This window comes from Micromonospora pattaloongensis (assembly GCF_900107255.1).
GTDB lineage: Bacteria > Actinomycetota > Actinomycetes > Mycobacteriales > Micromonosporaceae > Micromonospora_I > Micromonospora_I pattaloongensis.
Map to the genome: position 1 here is coordinate 942,537 of NZ_FNPH01000001.1, position 15,988 is coordinate 958,524.

The 15,988-nt window shown below is 72.6% G+C and carries 19 protein-coding genes; 15 read left to right on the plus strand and 4 right to left on the minus strand.

Annotation, left to right across the window (positions count from 1 at the left end; all coding sequences use genetic code 11):
• The first annotated feature begins 115 nt into the window (after positions 1-115).
• The 7 genes from BLW47_RS04570 (at position 116) to BLW47_RS04600 (ending at position 6,743) form a co-directional block, all read left to right on the plus strand.
• Positions 116-1,324 (plus strand): LCP family protein, encoded by a 1,209-nt coding sequence (locus BLW47_RS04570; RefSeq protein WP_091551686.1) that lies wholly within the window; start codon positions 116-118, stop codon positions 1,322-1,324.
• A gap of 266 nt (positions 1,325-1,590) precedes the next feature.
• Positions 1,591-2,556 carry an LCP family protein gene (locus BLW47_RS04575; RefSeq protein WP_245736341.1) on the plus strand — a complete coding sequence of 322 codons (966 nt, stop codon included), beginning with the start codon at positions 1,591-1,593 and terminating at the stop codon, positions 2,554-2,556.
• A gap of 19 nt (positions 2,557-2,575) precedes the next feature.
• Positions 2,576-2,911 carry a rhodanese-like domain-containing protein gene (locus tag BLW47_RS04580; RefSeq protein ID WP_091551692.1) on the plus strand — a complete coding sequence of 112 codons (336 nt, stop codon included), beginning with the start codon at positions 2,576-2,578 and terminating at the stop codon, positions 2,909-2,911.
• 35 nt (positions 2,912-2,946) lie between these two features.
• A complete protein-coding gene (locus BLW47_RS04585) occupies positions 2,947-3,744 on the plus strand; it encodes a glycerophosphodiester phosphodiesterase (RefSeq protein ID WP_091551694.1) in 798 nt (265 codons plus the stop codon).
• Positions 3,745-3,801: 57 nt separating this feature from the next.
• A complete protein-coding gene (locus BLW47_RS04590; protein WP_091552559.1) occupies positions 3,802-5,265 on the plus strand; it encodes a sensor histidine kinase in 1,464 nt (487 codons plus the stop codon).
• Positions 5,266-5,348: 83 nt separating this feature from the next.
• Entirely contained in the window at positions 5,349-5,753 is a 405-nt protein-coding gene (locus tag BLW47_RS04595) for an ATP-binding protein (RefSeq protein WP_091551697.1), read from the plus strand.
• A gap of 102 nt (positions 5,754-5,855) precedes the next feature.
• Entirely contained in the window at positions 5,856-6,743 is an 888-nt protein-coding gene (locus tag BLW47_RS04600) for a DUF5926 family protein (RefSeq protein WP_091551699.1), read from the plus strand.
• A 50-nt stretch (positions 6,744-6,793) separates the two neighbouring features.
• Here the strand turns inward: BLW47_RS04600 and BLW47_RS04605 are convergent, their stop codons facing one another.
• Positions 6,794-8,017 carry an arginine deiminase gene (locus tag BLW47_RS04605; protein ID WP_091551702.1) on the minus strand — a complete coding sequence of 408 codons (1,224 nt, stop codon included), beginning with the start codon at positions 8,015-8,017 and terminating at the stop codon, positions 6,794-6,796.
• 164 nt (positions 8,018-8,181) lie between these two features.
• Here BLW47_RS04605 and BLW47_RS04610 point away from each other — a divergent pair, with 164 nt between their 5' ends.
• The 5 genes from BLW47_RS04610 (at position 8,182) to pheA (ending at position 11,590) form a co-directional block, all read left to right on the plus strand.
• Positions 8,182-8,934, plus strand: coding sequence for a hypothetical protein (locus BLW47_RS04610; RefSeq protein WP_091551704.1), 753 nt, complete (start codon positions 8,182-8,184; stop codon positions 8,932-8,934).
• Positions 8,935-9,098: 164 nt separating this feature from the next.
• Positions 9,099-9,551, plus strand: coding sequence for a hypothetical protein (locus BLW47_RS04615; protein ID WP_091551707.1), 453 nt, complete (start codon positions 9,099-9,101; stop codon positions 9,549-9,551).
• Positions 9,552-9,634: 83 nt separating this feature from the next.
• Positions 9,635-10,024, plus strand: a complete 390-nt coding sequence (locus BLW47_RS04620) for an ACT domain-containing protein (RefSeq protein WP_091551709.1) — start codon at positions 9,635-9,637, stop codon at positions 10,022-10,024.
• Positions 10,025-10,088: 64 nt separating this feature from the next.
• Positions 10,089-10,631, plus strand: a complete 543-nt coding sequence (locus BLW47_RS04625; protein WP_091551711.1) for a hypothetical protein — start codon at positions 10,089-10,091, stop codon at positions 10,629-10,631.
• A 5-nt stretch (positions 10,632-10,636) separates the two neighbouring features.
• Entirely contained in the window at positions 10,637-11,590 is a 954-nt protein-coding gene (gene pheA, locus BLW47_RS04630) for a prephenate dehydratase (protein WP_091551714.1), read from the plus strand.
• 20 nt (positions 11,591-11,610) lie between these two features.
• On the opposite strand, the gene BLW47_RS04635 is transcribed toward pheA, so the two are convergent.
• The 3 genes from BLW47_RS04635 to BLW47_RS04645 form a co-directional block, all read right to left on the minus strand.
• The gene (locus tag BLW47_RS04635; protein WP_091551717.1) at positions 11,611-12,330 is read right to left on the minus strand and encodes an AIM24 family protein; all 720 of its coding nucleotides are present in this window, start codon (positions 12,328-12,330) and stop codon (positions 11,611-11,613) included.
• A 24-nt stretch (positions 12,331-12,354) separates the two neighbouring features.
• A complete protein-coding gene (locus BLW47_RS04640) occupies positions 12,355-12,696 on the minus strand; it encodes a metallopeptidase family protein (RefSeq protein WP_091552562.1) in 342 nt (113 codons plus the stop codon).
• 98 nt (positions 12,697-12,794) lie between these two features.
• A complete protein-coding gene (locus tag BLW47_RS04645) occupies positions 12,795-13,226 on the minus strand; it encodes an OsmC family protein (protein ID WP_091552564.1) in 432 nt (143 codons plus the stop codon).
• Positions 13,227-13,299: 73 nt separating this feature from the next.
• Between BLW47_RS04645 and BLW47_RS04650 the strand changes: the two genes are divergently transcribed.
• The 3 genes from BLW47_RS04650 to serS all read left to right on the plus strand — a co-directional run bounded on the left by BLW47_RS04650 (position 13,300) and on the right by serS (position 15,930).
• Positions 13,300-13,767 carry a hypothetical protein gene (locus BLW47_RS04650; protein WP_091551720.1) on the plus strand — a complete coding sequence of 156 codons (468 nt, stop codon included), beginning with the start codon at positions 13,300-13,302 and terminating at the stop codon, positions 13,765-13,767.
• A gap of 64 nt (positions 13,768-13,831) precedes the next feature.
• Complete coding sequence (locus tag BLW47_RS04655; RefSeq protein ID WP_091551722.1) at positions 13,832-14,659, plus strand: hypothetical protein; 828 nt, start codon at positions 13,832-13,834, stop codon at positions 14,657-14,659.
• 11 nt (positions 14,660-14,670) lie between these two features.
• Positions 14,671-15,930, plus strand: a complete 1,260-nt coding sequence (gene serS / locus BLW47_RS04660) for a serine--tRNA ligase (RefSeq protein WP_091551725.1) — start codon at positions 14,671-14,673, stop codon at positions 15,928-15,930.
• The last annotated feature ends 58 nt before the right edge of the window (positions 15,931-15,988 follow it).

Sequence of the window (15,988 nt, forward strand, 5' to 3'; positions counted from 1 at the left end):
GGCCGATGGGGATTGCACTTTCTTGATACGAAGGTGAAACCGAACGATGCTCGCGGATTGCATGTCGAATCCGTAGAGTGATCCCCTCTCCCTTGTCGCGTCCCCTGGAGCACGCATGCCGGTGCAAACCCGTCGACGTCCGCCATCGCTCGAGCCGACCGCCGCGCCCGCCGTGACGCGGCTCGCCGGACCGGCCGGGCCGGGCGGTAGGCCGAAGACGGGCAAGAGCACCACGCGGCGGCGGAAGGACCCGACGTGGGCCCGCCTCATCGTGATCATGGGTGCCGTGCTGATGGTGCTGGCCGGCGGATCGATCGTCGGCGCCAAGGTCCTGATCGGCCAGGCCACGGGCAGCATCGAAACGGAGAACCTGATCGGCGGCGCGGGCAAGACCGACGCCGAGGGCGGCGCGGACCTGGACGGCCCCATCGACCTGCTGCTGCTCGGCGTCGACGCCCGCGCCCGGCTCGAGGCCGACGACGTCCGGGCGGACACGATCATCGTGCTGCACATCCCGGCCAGTCACGACCAGGCGTACCTGATCTCCATCCCGCGGGACACCGAGGCACAGATCCCGGCATTCAAGAAGAACGGCTTCGGCGGCACGACCGACAAGATCAATGCAGCGTTCTTCCACGGCGCGCAGAACGGCGGCGGCTGGGGCGGCGGGGCGCAGCTGATGGCTCAGACGATCAAGAACATGACCGGCATCAGCTTCGACGGCGCCGCGATCGTCAACTTCGGCGGCTTCAAGAACATCATCGACGCGCTGGGCTCGATCCGGATGTGCGTCACCAAAGAGGTCACGTCCGCGCACATGATGTTGGTCGACGGCAAGCCGATGTGGCTCGCCGAGGCCCGGAACGCCTCCGGCGAGAAGAAGCCGGTGGTGCACAAGGTCGGCTGCCGGGAGATGAAGGGCTGGGAGGCGCTGGACTACTCGCGCCAGCGGTACGGCCTGGACAACGGCGACTACGACCGCCAGCAGAACCAGCAGAAGCTGATCAAGGCGATGGCCAGCAAGGCGATGGCCAGCGGCGTCCTGACCAACCCCGCGAAGCTCCAGCAGCTCACCAAGGCCGCCGGCACGGCGTTGGTGCTGGACACCGGGGGCACCCCGATCGCGGACTTCATCTTCACGATGCGCGGGGTCACCACCAACGACCTGGTGCTGCTGCGTACCAACAACGGCACGTTCAGCACCAACGGCGCCGGGCAGGAGGCGCTGCAGCCGATCAGCCAGGAGATGTTCCGGGCGGTCAAGAACGACAACCTCGACGAGTTCATCATGAACAACCCGAGCGTGCTCGTCCCGCAAAAATAGGCCGCGGGTCCGGGGTTCCCGGAAAGAATGTGGCAGAACGGCAATAGCCGTAAGGCGGGCAAATAGGTCCGTAGCCTGGGTCGTGAGAGGGTTTCACCTGGCACGGCCTGGGAGGCATGACGTCCCGATCCGAGCGGGGAGCGCCGGCTCGGCCGGGCTACCCTGACCGCACTCCGGCGACCGCTGTCGCTCTCGTCCGACGTGGCCGCCGGCCGCGACACGCCCACGCGCCCCGTTGGGCCCGCATCCTCATCGCGCTGGGGCTCGTGCTGTTCATCGCCGCCGGCGCCGCCGGCTTCGCCCTGCACCGTCTGACCGAACGGTACGACCGCGCGCTCACCAAGCAGGAACTGCTCGATCCGGCGGCGCGCCGCGACGAGTCGGGCAGTTGGCTGCGGCAGCACGTCTCCGGCTCCCTCAACTATCTGCTCGTCGGCACCGACCGGCGACCGAAGGACCCCGGCGGCGGTCTCGCCGACACGATCCTCATCGCGCACGTCCCGGCCGGACTCAAGCGGGCGTACCTGGTCTCGGTGCCCCGCGACCTGCTCGCCGAGATCCCCCCGGACGGCCCGGCCGGCTACCCCGGCGGCACCGACAAGATCAACTCTGCGTTCCTGTACGGCGGCGGCGGCGCGGCCGGGGCGCGACTGCTCTCGGCGACGCTGACCGGGCTCACCGGGCTGCGCTTCGACGGCGCGGCGATCATCAACTTCGGCGGCTTCCGCAAGGTGATCGACCTGCTCGGCGGCGTCACGATCTGCGTGGACACCGAGGTCCGGTCGATCCACACCGGAGCCGTGTTCCCCGTCGGATGTCACCAGATGGGCGGGGCGCAGGCGCTGGACTACGCGCGCCAACGCTACGGGCTACCGGGCGGGGACCACGACCGGGAACGACACCAGCAGCAGATCCTGAAAGCGATCATGCAGAAGGCCGGCACCGGCGGACTGTTGGCCAATCCCGTCCGGGCCGACCAGCTGATCCGGGCGCTCGGCTCGGCGATGATCGTCGACACCAACCGGGTGCCGCCGGCGAACGTGGCCTCCGCGCTCTGGAGCCTCCGTGCCGACGCGCTGGTCGGGCTGCAGGTGCCGACCACGGGCAGCGTCGTCGACGAGATCTACTCCGAACAGCTCGACCCGGCCGCGGACAGCCTGTTCGCGGCGCTGCGCGGCACGGACACGGAGAGCTGGGTCACGGCCAACCCGCGGTGGGTGAACCGCATCTAGCCCTCTAGGCTTGGTAGCCGTGTTCGGACCTCAGGTTCCTTCCGTGACCGCGCCCGAGATCTCCGGCGAGGCGTACCTCCTCGACGTGCGCGAGCACGACGAGTGGACCGCGGGGCACGCGCCCGGCGCCCACCACGTGCCGATGATGGAGATCCCCGCCCGGCTCGCCGAGGTGCCCACCGACGCCGACGTGGTGGTGGTCTGCCGGTCGGGTGGCCGCTCCGCCCAGGTCGTCTCCTACCTGATGGGCAACGGCTGGGACAACGTCCGCAACCTCGACGGCGGGATGAAGAGCTGGTCGGCCGCCGGGCGCCCGCTGGTGAGCGAGGACGGCTCCCCCGCCCGCGTGCTGTAGCTTCCGCCGCCGCTTTCCACGATCAGTAGGTAGGCATGCCCGAACCGCTGGTGTTCGCCCATCGCGGCTCGTCCGCGGCGCTGCCCGAGCACACCCTCGCGGCGTACCTCCAGGCGCTCGACGAGGGCGCCGACGGGCTGGAGTGCGACGTACGCCTGACCCGCGACGGTCACCTCGTCTGCGTGCACGACCGACGGCTCGACCGCACCAGCAACGGTCGGGGGCGGGTCAGCGCGCACACCCTCGCCCAGCTGGACCAGCTCGACTTCGGCTCCTGGCATCCGGGCGGCACCAGCGACGACCTCACCACCGACGTCCCCGCCGACCCGGACCGGACCCGGCTGCTCACCCTCGAACGGCTGCTGGCCGCCGTTCGCGACTCCGGCCGCACCGTCCGGCTGCTCATCGAGACCAAGCACCCCACGCGGTACGGCGGGGACGTGGAGCGCCGGCTGGTCGCGCTGCTGCGGCAGCACGGGCTGGCCGACCCACGGGAGTCCGACCCCGTACAGGTCACGGTCATGTCCTTCTCGCCGCTGGCGGTACGCCGGATGCGTGAGCTCGCGCCGCGGGTGCCGACCGTGCTGCTGTTCGAGGTCATCCCGCGGGGACTGCGGCTGACCCGGCTGCCCTTCGGCGCGCGGATCGCCGGACCGGGCGTCAACCTGCTCCGCGCCCGGCCGCAGCTGGTGCCCGCGCTGCGCGCCGCCGGCAACCAGGTGTACGTCTGGACGGTCAACGAGCCCGACGACCTCGATCTCACGCTGGAGGCCGGCGTGGACGGCATCATCACCGACCGGCCGGCCCTGGTGCTGCAACGGCTGGGACGTTAGCGACTCCGATCCGGGCAGGACTGCCCAAAGCACGCGCGGAGAGTGCAGACTCAGGACATGCCGGAGAGCCCTGACTACGCCGCTCTGATCGCCGGCCACACCGCGGTCATCGAGATGATCAACTCCGGCGAGGGGGGACTTCCCGTCCTCGACCGGATGCTGCAGCTCGCCCAGCGCGCCCTGGGCGCCACCGGGGTGTCCTTCGTCGAGTACGGCCGTCGCACCGGACGGATCATCGGCGCCGTCGGCGCCGCCGAATGGGAGCTGGGCCGGCCGGTCGAGCGCACCGATCCGGGGATCGCCCGGCTGCTGACCGGCGCGCGTACCCAGGAGTTCGGCGTCGACGACGTGCTCTCCGGCGAGCAGGCCAACCAGCTCTCCGGGCGCGGACTGCGCCGCGTCCTCACGGCGCGCGCCGAGATCGGCGGTCTGGTCATCGGCACGCTGCACGCCTACTACTCCGACGCCGCCGAGCGGGCGCACCCCGATCAGCACGTGCTCATCGCCTACCTCGCCGCCTGCATCGCCCACATGTACGGCGACCACTACGGGCTGCCCGTCCACGGCGACGGCCCGGTGGTGGCGGCGCTCGCCGACGGATTGGCCATCGTCGACCAGCACGACCGCGTGCTGCTCTGGAACCCGGCCGCCGAGACGGTCACCGGCCGGCCGGCGGCGCAGATGCGCGACCGGCCGCTGCCCTTCCCGGTCCCGCCGCCGGGCCAGGTGATCGACCACCAGCTGCCGGACGGCCGATGGCTGCGGATCACGTCCGGGGAGCTGCCCGGGCAGGCGGAGTCGCGGGTGATCACCTTCCGCGACACGACCGACCAGCGGCAACGCGACCACGACCGGGATCTCTTCTTCGCGGTCACCAGCCACGAGCTGCGCACCCCGGTCACCGTCATCAAGGGCTACGCCGACACGCTCAACAACCACTGGGATTCGCTGCCGGAATCGGAGCGGCTGCAGGCGGCCCGCACGATCGGCCAGCGCGCCGGCGAGTTGGCGCGGCTGGTCGACCGGCTGCTGTCGGCGGCCAACGACGTCGGTCCGGTCGGCGGCTCGGCCCCCGTACCGTTCGATCTCCTCGAAGCGCTGCGGGTCGCCGCCCGGGGGCTCCCCGCCGACCTGCGCCACCGGCTGGCCCTTGACCTCCCCGTGGACCTGCCCAAGGCGCTCGGCGACCGGGCGAGCCTCGCCACCGTTCTGACCGAGCTCGCCACCAACGCGGTGAAGTACTCGCCGCCGGGGACGCCGATCGAGCTGACCGCGGAGTCGGACGAGCGGACGGTGGTTTTCCGGGTGAGCGACCGGGGTATAGGGGTACGCCCGGAGCATGTTGAGCGGGCGTTCGACCGCTTTTGGCAGGGGGAGCAGGGTGACCGGCGGCAGTATCCGGGGGCCGGTCTCGGGCTCTATCTCGTGCGGCGGATCGTCGAGCGACAAAAGGGATGGGTCTCCCTGCGCCCGCGCGAAGGGGGCGGTACGGTCGCAGAGGTCCGACTGCCTCGCGGGTGAGACAGGCCGGCGCGGCGGTTGCCGGCGTTCTCCCGTCGGGGCGAACCCCCCGGGGCGTTGTGCGAGGAGGCACGAGCGTGTCCATGGCGTTGTCCGAGCGGTCCTGGTGCGTCGTCGTCCCGCACCACCCGCAGGGGGCCCGCGCGGCCCGGCATCGCCTCGCCGCCGAGCTCTCGGCCGCGGTCCCGGCGCCGCTGCTCGCCGACGCCGTGGCGGTCCTCGCCGAGCTGGTCGGCAACGCCGTGCGCCACGCCGACCCGCTGCCCGGGGGCGTGATCCGGGTCGCCTGGCGGCTCTGCCCGGGCGTCGACAACGACACGGTCGAGGTGCGGGTGACCGACGGCGGCGCGAACGGCGACCCCCGGCCCCGTACCGTCGGCCCCGACTCGCTGGACGGGCGCGGGTTGAGCATCGTCGCGGCGCTCGCCGACCGGTGGGGCGTCAACCGCGACGGTCTCGGGCAGAGCGTCTGGGCGCAGCTCTCCTGAGGCGTCGACCCGCCGCCGCGCGCGTCGATCGACCGGGGGAAGTGCGCGACCGGGAGGGTTATCCACCGCGGGCGGTCCACCGGGGGCCTAGGCTGTGTCGCCGTGAGTAAGCGTCGAAAGAATCCCCGGTCCGCCGCCGAAGCGGCCCCCAAGCGGCAGAAGCTGCGCGACACGTTCGTACCCCGCCCGTTCGCGGGGCTCGCCGACGAGGCGGAGTGGATCGCGCTGCGCGAGCTGGTCCCGGCGGCGTCCGCCCCGCTGCGGCTCGCCCCGGAGCTGGTCGAACAGTACGGCGACCGCCCTGTCACCCTGGCCACCGTGCTGCCGATGGCCTGGCCCGCGATGACGAAGCCGGACGGACGGGTGTTCGTCGGGTTGCAGCGCCACGTGCAGTCCGGCGACATCTCCCGGGACCTGGCGGTCGCGGTGCTGTGCGCGCTGCAGACCGAACCCGGCGGGACGGTGGCGGTGCCGGCGCTGCCGGGACAGGGACCGCGGCTGCAGGACATCCTGGTCGACGGGGCGCTCGACATCACCATGCACGACGGCTTCGATTTCTGGCTCGACGAGGGGGCCTCGGACGACCCGAACGTGAAGGCGTCGTTGGAACGCGCCAACGCGTCGATCTACCCGACGGTCCGGCTGGCGGCGGCCCGCGCCGCGTACTGGTGCCGTGTCCCGGAGAAGGCGCACGTGCGGTGGGTGCTCCCGGACGACGAGGACACCGCGCTGGACGCGCTGTCCCGGCTGTCCGCCGGCGGCGAGCTACCGCTCGGGGAGGGGACGAAGTTCGCCGGCATGTTCCGGGCGCACGGCCTGCTGGTGCCGGTGTGGGACGTGCCGGGAGAGCCGGAGGCCGCCGAGTGGGAGGCGCCGCTGGCCGACTTCGCCAAGCGGTACGCCGACGCGCTGGCGCAGGAGGGGCCGCTGGACAGCGCCGCCCGCCGGGCGAAGCAGGGGCTGCTGGGTCGCCAGCTCACCATCCGCTGATCTTCTCCCCTGGTCCGCGTGCCCGCCGGCGCCACGGGCGGTCGCGCGGATCAGGGGCGCAGCGGGGCGCGCGAGATCGGGCAGGACATGCAGCGCGGGCCGCCGCGGCCGGAGCCCAGCTCCGACCCGGCGATCCGGATGAGCTCGATTCCCGCCGACTCCAACTGCTCGTTCGTCTCGGTGTTGCGCTCGTACGCCACGCAGAGCCGGGGCGCGATCGCGAGCGTGTTGTTGCCGTCGTCCCACTGCTCGCGTTCGGCGGTCACCGGGTCGAGCCCGGTGTCGATGACCCGCAGCTCGTCGATCCCCATCGCGTCGGCGGCCGCCCGCAGGAACGGGGTCGGACCGGTGACCCGCGGCTCCCCGTCCGCCCCGGCGACGATCGTGTACGCCAGCAGCGAGTCGGCCAGGTTCGGGTACATCAGCACGGCGTCGACGTCGACCATCGTGCAGACCGTGTCCAGGTGCATCGTGGCCCGCTGCTGGGCGATCGGCACGGCCAGCACCGTGTGCGCGAGCGGTCCGCCCGGCAGCTCGGCCGCGAGCACCCGCCGGGCCAGCCGTTCCGCGCCGGCGGGGGTGGTCCGCTCGCCCACGCCCACGGCGAGCACGCCGGGCGCCAGGGACAGGATGTCGCCCCCCTCCAGATGCTCCAGCGAGGGCTGGTAGACCAGCTCCGTACCAGCGAATCGGGGGTGGTGCCGGTAGATCGCGTCGGTGAGGGTGGTCTCGCGTCGACGGGCCGGCATGGCGAGGCTGGTCACGGCGACCCGGTCCCGGATCCAGACCGCCGAGTCGCGGGTGAACAGCAGATTGGGCAGCGGGTCGATGACGAAGTCGTGGCGGTCCATCAGCATGTAGACCAGGCCCGCCGAACGCCCCGCCGTCGGCCGCAGCTCCTCGTGCGCCAGGCCGGCGATGAGGACGCCGGCCAGGGCCACCGGGTCGAGCTGGGCGAGGTGGTCGGCGACGCGCTGCCGCAGGCTGTCGCCGAGCCGGCGGTCGGCGAGGACGAGGCGGGTGAGCTCCTGCCGGCCGTCCGGGACCTCCAGCGTCTCGGCGAGCAACTGTCCGAGATAGAGCACCTCGACCCCGTGCGCGGTCAGCTGGGCGGCGAACGCGTCGTGCTCGTCCTGTGCGCGCGCGACCCAGGGGATCGCGTCGAAGAGCAGGGTGTTGTTGTTGCGCGGGGTCAACCGGGCGAGTTCGGGGCCGGGGCGGTGCAGCAACACCGTGCCGAGCCGGCCGACCTCGCTGTCGACGTAATGCGTCACACCCGCAGCCTAGGGCAGCGGATTCACACTATCCGGAGAATCAGGCTCGGGTGAATGAGCCATTCATCCTCATTCATTCCGGTGTCACGGCTTGCTTCCACGCGGGTACAGCGACTTACGGTAGTGGCAAGACAACTGTAGGAGACCTTTTGCCGGAGGTCGGAATGACAGTCTTCCCCGCGCGCCGAGCCCTTCCCCCACGACGGGCACTACCGGCGGCCACCAGCACACCGCCGTCCCCCGCACCTCCGCCAGGCGCCCTCGAAGCGGTTCGACCCGGCCCGGTGGAGTGGGCGCGGCGCCGCCGCGCGGAACGCGAGGCACGGCGCGTCGAGGCCGCCGGCGCGCGGGCGCTCAACCGGCTCGACCACCTCGGCCCGGCGTGGCACGTCGTGGACTGGCCGCGTACCGACCCGGCAGCGACATGGCTCGACGTCGACGAGCGGGGGCAGCAGGAGCGCGCCGGTTTCCTCGCGATCGGACCGAGCGGCCTCTTCGCCGTCACCGTCGCCGACCACGGCCGGGCCCGCGTGCTCATCGCCGGCGACGTGGTGCAGATCAACGGGAAGCGTCCGCCCTATGTGGCCGAGGCGCAGCGGGACGCGCGCCGGGCGAGCAAGGCGATCTCGCGCGCCGTCGGGCTGACCGTGCCGGTCACCCCGGTGCTGACGTTCGTCGGATCGGGCGTGATCAGCGTGTACGGGCTGCCCAACGACTGCCTGGTCGCCACCCACCGTGAGCTCGACCGGCTGCTCGTCGCCGGCGGTAACCGGATCAGCGCGGCGACCGCGGAGAAACTGTCCCGGGTGGCGGGGAACCCGAACACCTGGCTCAACGCGCCGTACCGCGGCGGTGACGACTATCGCTGGTACCGCGACGGGCGAACGGTGGCTGACAAGAGCGCAACGCGCCGGTAACGTCACCCGGGAGCGCTGACCCATCCGGTGCCGGCTCGCGCGCGGCGGTTGGCGACAGTCGCTGTCGTCCCGACGGGGCTGTCGGCCCGACAGCGCTATCGCTGCGCCATCGCCACCGGCCGGTTAGCGTGGCGGGTGATCCGGCGAATTGCATGGGAGGCGCCTTGGCGCACGTCGAACTCTCGCTCTCCGAAGCGTTCGTGCCGCGCGCGGCCGAGTCACCGCCGTCGGCCACCGGCATCGACCAGTGGTGCACGACGGTCGCGACCGCGGTCGAGCCGTGCCTCGTGATCGACGTCGAGATGCGGATCTGCGCGGCCTCCGCCTCCTGCTGCTCGCTGCTCGGGATCGGCGCCCGGCCCGAGTCGGTGGGGCGGCCGCTGCTCGGCGTCCTGCGCCTGCTCGACTTCACCGCGGCCCGTGGCGAGCTCACCGAGGGCGAGATCGACAAGATCCCGCCGCTGCTGGCGCTGACCTCCGGCCGACTCGCGCGCGGCCTGCTCCGCGTCCAGTCGGGGCCGGCGGGCGAGGGCGACGCCACGGTCGACGCCATCGCCACACCCCTGTGGGAGGACGGCGTGGTCGCCGGGTCCCTCACGTTCTTCTCCGAGGTCTGACCACCCACTCGCGCTCACCGATGTGGCGATCGACGCACCCGCGGGGAGTTGGGCCGGCCAGCGACGAACCGTAGTCTCTCCTCATGTTGGACCTCGATCTGCTTCCGGAGGAATACGCGGTGTGCCGGCTGCCGGCCGGCACGTCGATCCCCGCCGAGCTCCTGCGCGGTCCCGACGCCGGCGGCCTGGTCTCGGTGACCTGGACGGCCGACGAGGTCTCGATCATCTGCCCGGCCGACCGGGTGCCCGACGGCGCGGTCGTCGAGACCCCGTGGCGCTGCCTGCGGGTGGCGGGCCCGCTCGACCTGGCGCTGACCGGCATCCTCGCCTCGCTGGTGGTCCCCCTCGCGGAGGCCCGCGTCAACATCGTCGCCTTCTCCACGTACGACACCGACTACCTGCTCGTCCCCGCCGTACGGGCCGACGAGGCGGTGGCGACGCTGACCCAGACCGGGCACCGAGTCACGGTCTGAGCACCTACGATGGCGGTCGGTCCCCCGCGACCGACGAGACCACCTCTGCGCAAGGAACCGGCCGGTGTCCCGCACCCCTGCCCCCGCCGCCCTGGCCGCCCTGTTGGCCTGGGCCGCTCTGCTGGTCGGTTGCGGCACGCCGCCCGAGCTGCGCGACGGGCCCGGCGGCGCCGCGCCGTCACCGACCGGCGGCGCAACGGCGACACCGTCCCCCACCCCGTCCGCGCCACCCATCGTCATCCCCACGCCGACCGCGACCACCGCGGCCCCGGGATTCAACGACACCACGGCGGTCGACTGCCGGCGCCGGCCCGACGGGGCGCAGATCGTCGCGCTGCTGCGACGTACCCCGGGCCTCCTGCCGACGAACGCCCGGGTGACCGTGCGCCAGGGCCCGCTCTGCGCCCGCGACTGGCAGTACACGGTGCTCGTCGTGCCGGGCCGCGAGCCGCTCCAGGTGGTGACCAGCGGCACCCCCACGGCACTCACGCTGGTGGCCGCCGGGACCGACGTCTGCGGCATCCCGGTCCGGGTCACCGCCCCGCCCGGAATCCGCGCCCTGGCCTGCGACGCGACGTCGGCTTCCGGGCCCGGGTACGTAGGCTAGGGGCCATGCCGGGAACACCGCCGACGCGCTTCGTCTATCTGGGCCCCGAGGGCACCTTCGCCGAGCAGGCGCTGCGGACCATCTCCGCCGCCCAGCACGGCACCCGCACGCCGGCCCGGAGCATCCCCGAGGCGCTCGACGCCGTCCGCGCCGGCGAGGCCGACGCGGCACTGGTGCCGCTGGAGAACTCGATCGGCGGCGCCGTCGGGGTGACGCTCGACGAGATCGCCGAGGGCGCCCCGCTGGTGATCACCCGCGAGGTGGTGCTGCCCGTCGACTTCGTGCTGGCGGCCCGCCCCGGCGTCGCGCTCTCCGACGTACGGACCGTCGCGGCTCATCCGCAGGCCTCGACGCAGTGCCGCGGCTGGCTCGCCGACCACCTGCCGGACGCGGTCGTCGTCGACGTCCTGTCGAACGGCGCGGCCGCGGCCGGCGCGGCGACGGGCGAGCACGACGCCGCGATCTGCGCGCCCGTCGGCGCCACCGCGCACCGGCTCACCGTGCTGGCCGACAAGATCGCCGACCACGCCGACGCCGTGACCCGGTTCGTGCTGGTCGCACGCCCCGCCCCGCCGCCCCCGCCGACCGGCGACGACGTCACCTCGCTGGCCGTCTTCATCGCCCACGACCGGGTCGGCGCCCTGCTCGCCGTGCTGATGGAACTGGCCGTCCGCGGGGTGAACCTCACCCGCATCGAGTCCCGGCCCACCGGCGAGGCGCTCGGCCGCTACCTGTTCTTCCTCGACTGCTCCGGGCACGTCGCGGAAGACCGGCTCGGCGAGGCGCTGCAGGGGCTGCGGCGCATCTGCGCCGACGTGCGCTTCCTCGGGTCCTACCCGAGGCATCGCTGGACCGCCACCGGCGACCGCCCCGTGCCGGCGCCCGCCGGACTGTCGGACGTGGACTACGCGGACGCGGCCGCGTGGCTGGCCCGCCTGCGGACCGGGCGGCTGGACTAGCGGCCGGCTCTCGGGCGCCGTCAGTCGAAGAGACCGCCCAGCACCCCGCCGCCCTGCTGCTGGCCCGCGCCGGCCACCGGCGGCTCCTCGGACGGCTGCACGACCACGAAGCCCTGGCCGGCGAAGCTCATCGTGAACGCCTCGCCGGTGCTGCGGCCCAGCAGCGTGCCGAGGCCGAGCTGCTCGGCGCGGTGGTAGCCGGTCTGCAGCCCCGCCGACCAACAGACCGCGGCCTGCGGGTCGACGTAGGTGGGCTGGTCCACGGTGAGCACGACGGGGGCGCCCCTCGTGGTGATCGCGATCCGCCCCTGCCCGGTGAAGACGCAGTTGAAGAGGCCGGCCGAGGACGCCATCCCCATCCCCTGCACCATCTTGATGTCGTACTGCAGGGTCGAGTCGAACGCGAGCACGCTCGAACCGTTGATCGACAGTGCGTCCCCGGGCTCCAGGTCGATCAGGTGCACGTCGGCGGCGAAGTTCGCCAGGAACACGTCACCGCGACCGGAGATCTTCATCAGCGGGACGCCCTCGCCGGTCAGCTTCTGCTTCAGGAACTTGCCGAACCCACCCGCACCCAGCGCCTGGAACCGCACGTCACCCTGGTACGCGACCATCGAGCCGGCCCGCGCCATGCACTCGCCGTTGAGCTCGATCTTCAGCATCTTGGAGTTCTGCAGCCGCAGACCGGGCTGGGCGGACTCCTTCTCCAGGTTCTCCGCGGCAAACAGTTCACTGCGCATGACAATCCCCCCCAATCGGCACGCTCACCCCCACCCGAGCGCGTGCAGCCGCTCGTCGTCGATGCCGAAGTGATGGGCGATCTCGTGCACCACGGTGACCGCCACCTCGTCCACCACATCCTCCTCGCTGTCGCAGATGCGCAGGATTGGATTGCGGTAGATGGTGATGCGGTCCGGCAACACCCCGGCGTAGTCCCAGCCGCGGGTGGTCAGGGCGTGGCCCTCGTACAGGCCGAGCAGCTCGGGATCGTCGGGCGGGGACTCGTCCTCGACGAGGATGACCACGTTGCTCATCAGCCCGAGCAACTCCTCGGGCACCTCGTCCAGGGCCTCGCCGACCAGCTCCTCGAAGCGTTCGCGGCTCATCTCGACGGGCACCGGTCCATTGTGCCGCACGAGCGCGATACGAAGATCGGCGTGATCGGGGACCCGCGCGGGCCGGTCCCCGATCACGCCGATGGTGGTCAGCCCGCGAGGCGCGCGGCGAGGGTGATCTGGGCGGCCGGCGACAGCAGCCGGGAGATCGGGCAGTTGTCCTTGGCCGCCTCCGCGAGCTTCTGGAACTGCGCGGCGTCGATGCCGGGGACGTCACCCACGGTGTCGAGGTCGATCCGGGTCACCGTCATGCCGGCGTCCGTCTTGTCGAAGTGCAGCGACGCGGTGGTGTTGACCGAGACCGGGTTGAACCCGGCGTCCGCGAGCGCCTTGGAGAACGCCATCGAGAAGCAGCCGGAGTGGGCGGCCGCGATCAGCTCCTCGGGATTGGTGCCCTCACCCTCCTCGAAGCGGGACCGGAAGGAGTAGTTGCCCTGGAGTCCGCCCTTCCCGGTGCGGACGGTGCCGGAGCCGTCGGTCAAATTGCCCTGCCATTGGGCTGATGCGGTGCGGATAGGCATGAACACGACGCTAGCCCAAACCGGACCGTGATGCGACGATGCGGCGAGATGCTCACCGACGGAGGGTTGGTCCATGGGCCGCAAGGCGGCACTCACGCTCGGTTCGCTGCTCGGCACGATCGGGTTCGTCCTCGCGCTGATGGCGCTCGCCGTACCGTGGGCGCGCTACGAGGTGCACGCCGGTGACGACTCCGTCGCGGCCGCGGTCGCGGTGTTCCAGGTCGACCGCGGCTGGTGGTACGTCACCCTGCTGTTCGTGCTGATCGGCTGCCTCGCCGGCGCGGCGGCGGCGTCGGGGCGGGCGGCGCGGATCGCCGCGGTCGCCGGCATCGGGGTCGGGGTCGGGGCGATGCTGGTGGCGTCCGCGCTCGGCGACCAGCTCACCGGATCCGCCGTGGCCCCGCTGCCCACCGGGCTGGCGGAGGTGGACTTCCGGCCCGAAAGCGCGCCGGGCAGCACGTACGGCGTTGCCGCGCCGGCACTGCTCGCCCTCGGCGCGGCCCTGCTGTCCGTGCGGACCCCCGCTCAGCTGCGTCGATGAACGCCTGGGTGGCCCTGCGCGCGTGCCATGATGCGGCGGAAGCGGCGCACGGAGGGCGTACCCGATGTCCCAGCAACACCCCGTCGACGGCCCGGCACCCGGGCCGACGATCGTGGCATGGGGGCCGCGGCGCGGCCCGCTGCTGGAGCCGCTCCGCAGCCCGCTGACCGCCTTCGCGCGCGACCCGCGGGTGGTCACCGGCGTGGCCGCCCTCGGGACGGCCGCGGTCGCCGGGTCGCTGTTCGGGGAGTGGGCCGTCACCGCGCCCGGGGACACCGCGCCGGCCGGCGACGGGCCGCCCACCGTGCCGCAGACTGTCAACGACATCGGATCGTTCGGCACCACGTACCTGGTGGGGGTCCTCGCGCTGACCGGCTGCGTCGCGCTGGCGCTGTTCGGTGCCCCTGCGGTCCGGCGGGAGCTGCGGGTCGCCGGGCTGGCGCTCGCCGGCGGCCTGCTGGTGATGCTCGGCGCGCTGCTCGCCGCCCTGCATCAGATCATGAGTCGGTACTTCGGCGTCGAGGCGCTGGCCGTCCGGCACGGACGGGGACTCGTCCTGGCCTTCGTCGGGGTCGCCATGCTCGGCGCGGCGCTGCTGCTCGCGCGCCGGGCGCCGACGCTTCCCGGCGGTGGCGGCGGGTCCGGTGACGAGCCCGGCCGGCCGTCGCGGCGCCGCTCCGACGGGCCGGGGTCCGACTCCGCCCGGCAACCTGCGGATCTGTCGGTCACGCCCGCGCCGCCGTTCCTCGACCCGGAGGCGCAGTCGCTCCCCCGGGCGGCGCCGCCGGGACACGGGTACGAGCGCAGCGCCCAGCGGTCGCAACGGCGATCGGGGCCGCCGCCGGACGGGACGGACCCATATCGACGCGAATCTCGTAGCGGCCCCCGGTAGGCTCAGACCCCGTGATTGACCTGCGCCTGCTCCGCGAAGATCCCGACACCGTCCGCGCCAGCCAGCGAGCCCGTGGCGAGTCCGAGTCGGTCGTCGACGACCTGCTCCGCGCGGACGAGGACCGACGCGCCGCCGTGCAGCGGTTCGAGACGCTGCGCGCGGAGCAGAAGCAGCTCGGCAAGCAGATGCCCAGGGCGAGCGGCGACGAGAAGACGGCGCTGCTGCAGCGTACGAAGGAGCTCTCGGCCGAGGTGAAGGCGGCCGAGGCCGCCGCGGGCGAGGCCGAGCAGCGGCTGCGCCGGGCGCAGATGGCGATCCCGAACGTGGTCGAGCAGGGCGCGCCCGCCGGCGGCGAGGACGACTACGTGGTGCTGCGGGAGGTCGGCGCCAAGCCGGCGATCGACAACCCGCGTGACCACCTGGAGCTGGGCGAGGCGCTGCGGGCGATCGACATGGAACGCGGCGCCAAGGTCTCCGGCAGCCGCTTCTACTTCCTCACCGGAGTCGGCGCGCTGCTGCAGCTCGGGCTCTTCCAGCTGGCGCTCGCGCAGGCCGTCGAGTACGGCTTCACCCCGGCCATCACCCCGGCGCTGGTCAAGCCGGAGTCGATGGAGGGGACCGGGTTCCTCGGCGCCCACGCCAGCGAGGTCTACCGGCTCGAAGCCGACGACCTGTTCCTGGTCGGCACCTCGGAGGTGCCGCTGGCGGCGTACCACTCCGACGAGATCCTGCAGCTCGACTCCCCGATGCGCTACGCCGGCTGGTCGTCCTGCTTCCGGCGCGAGGCCGGCTCGTACGGCAAGGACACCCGCGGCATCATCCGGGTGCACCAGTTCGACAAGGTCGAGATGTTCTCCTACTGCCGGCCCGAGGAGGCGCACGCCGAGCACCTGCGGCTGCTGGCCTGGGAGGAGGAGATGCTCGCCAAGGTCGAGGTTCCGTACCGGGTGATCGACGTCGCCGCCGGCGACCTGGGCTCCAGCGCGGCCCGTAAGTACGACTGCGAGGCGTGGGTGCCGTCGCAGGGGCGGTACCGCGAGGTCACCTCCACCTCCAACTGCACGACGTTCCAGGGCCGTCGCCTCAACGTCCGCTACCGCGACGAGAACGGCAAGCCGCAGACCGCCGCGACGCTGAACGGGACGCTCGCCACGACGCGCTGGCTGGTGCCGATCCTGGAGAACCACCAGCAGCCGGACGGCTCGGTGCGGGTGCCCAAGGCGCTGCAGCCGTACGTCGGCGGGCGGGACGTGCTGGAGCCGCGGCGCTGACCGCTGCTGCCGGAAGGTGGCGGTCGCTTCTTCGGAGAAGGTGGTAATCGCGTCTGCC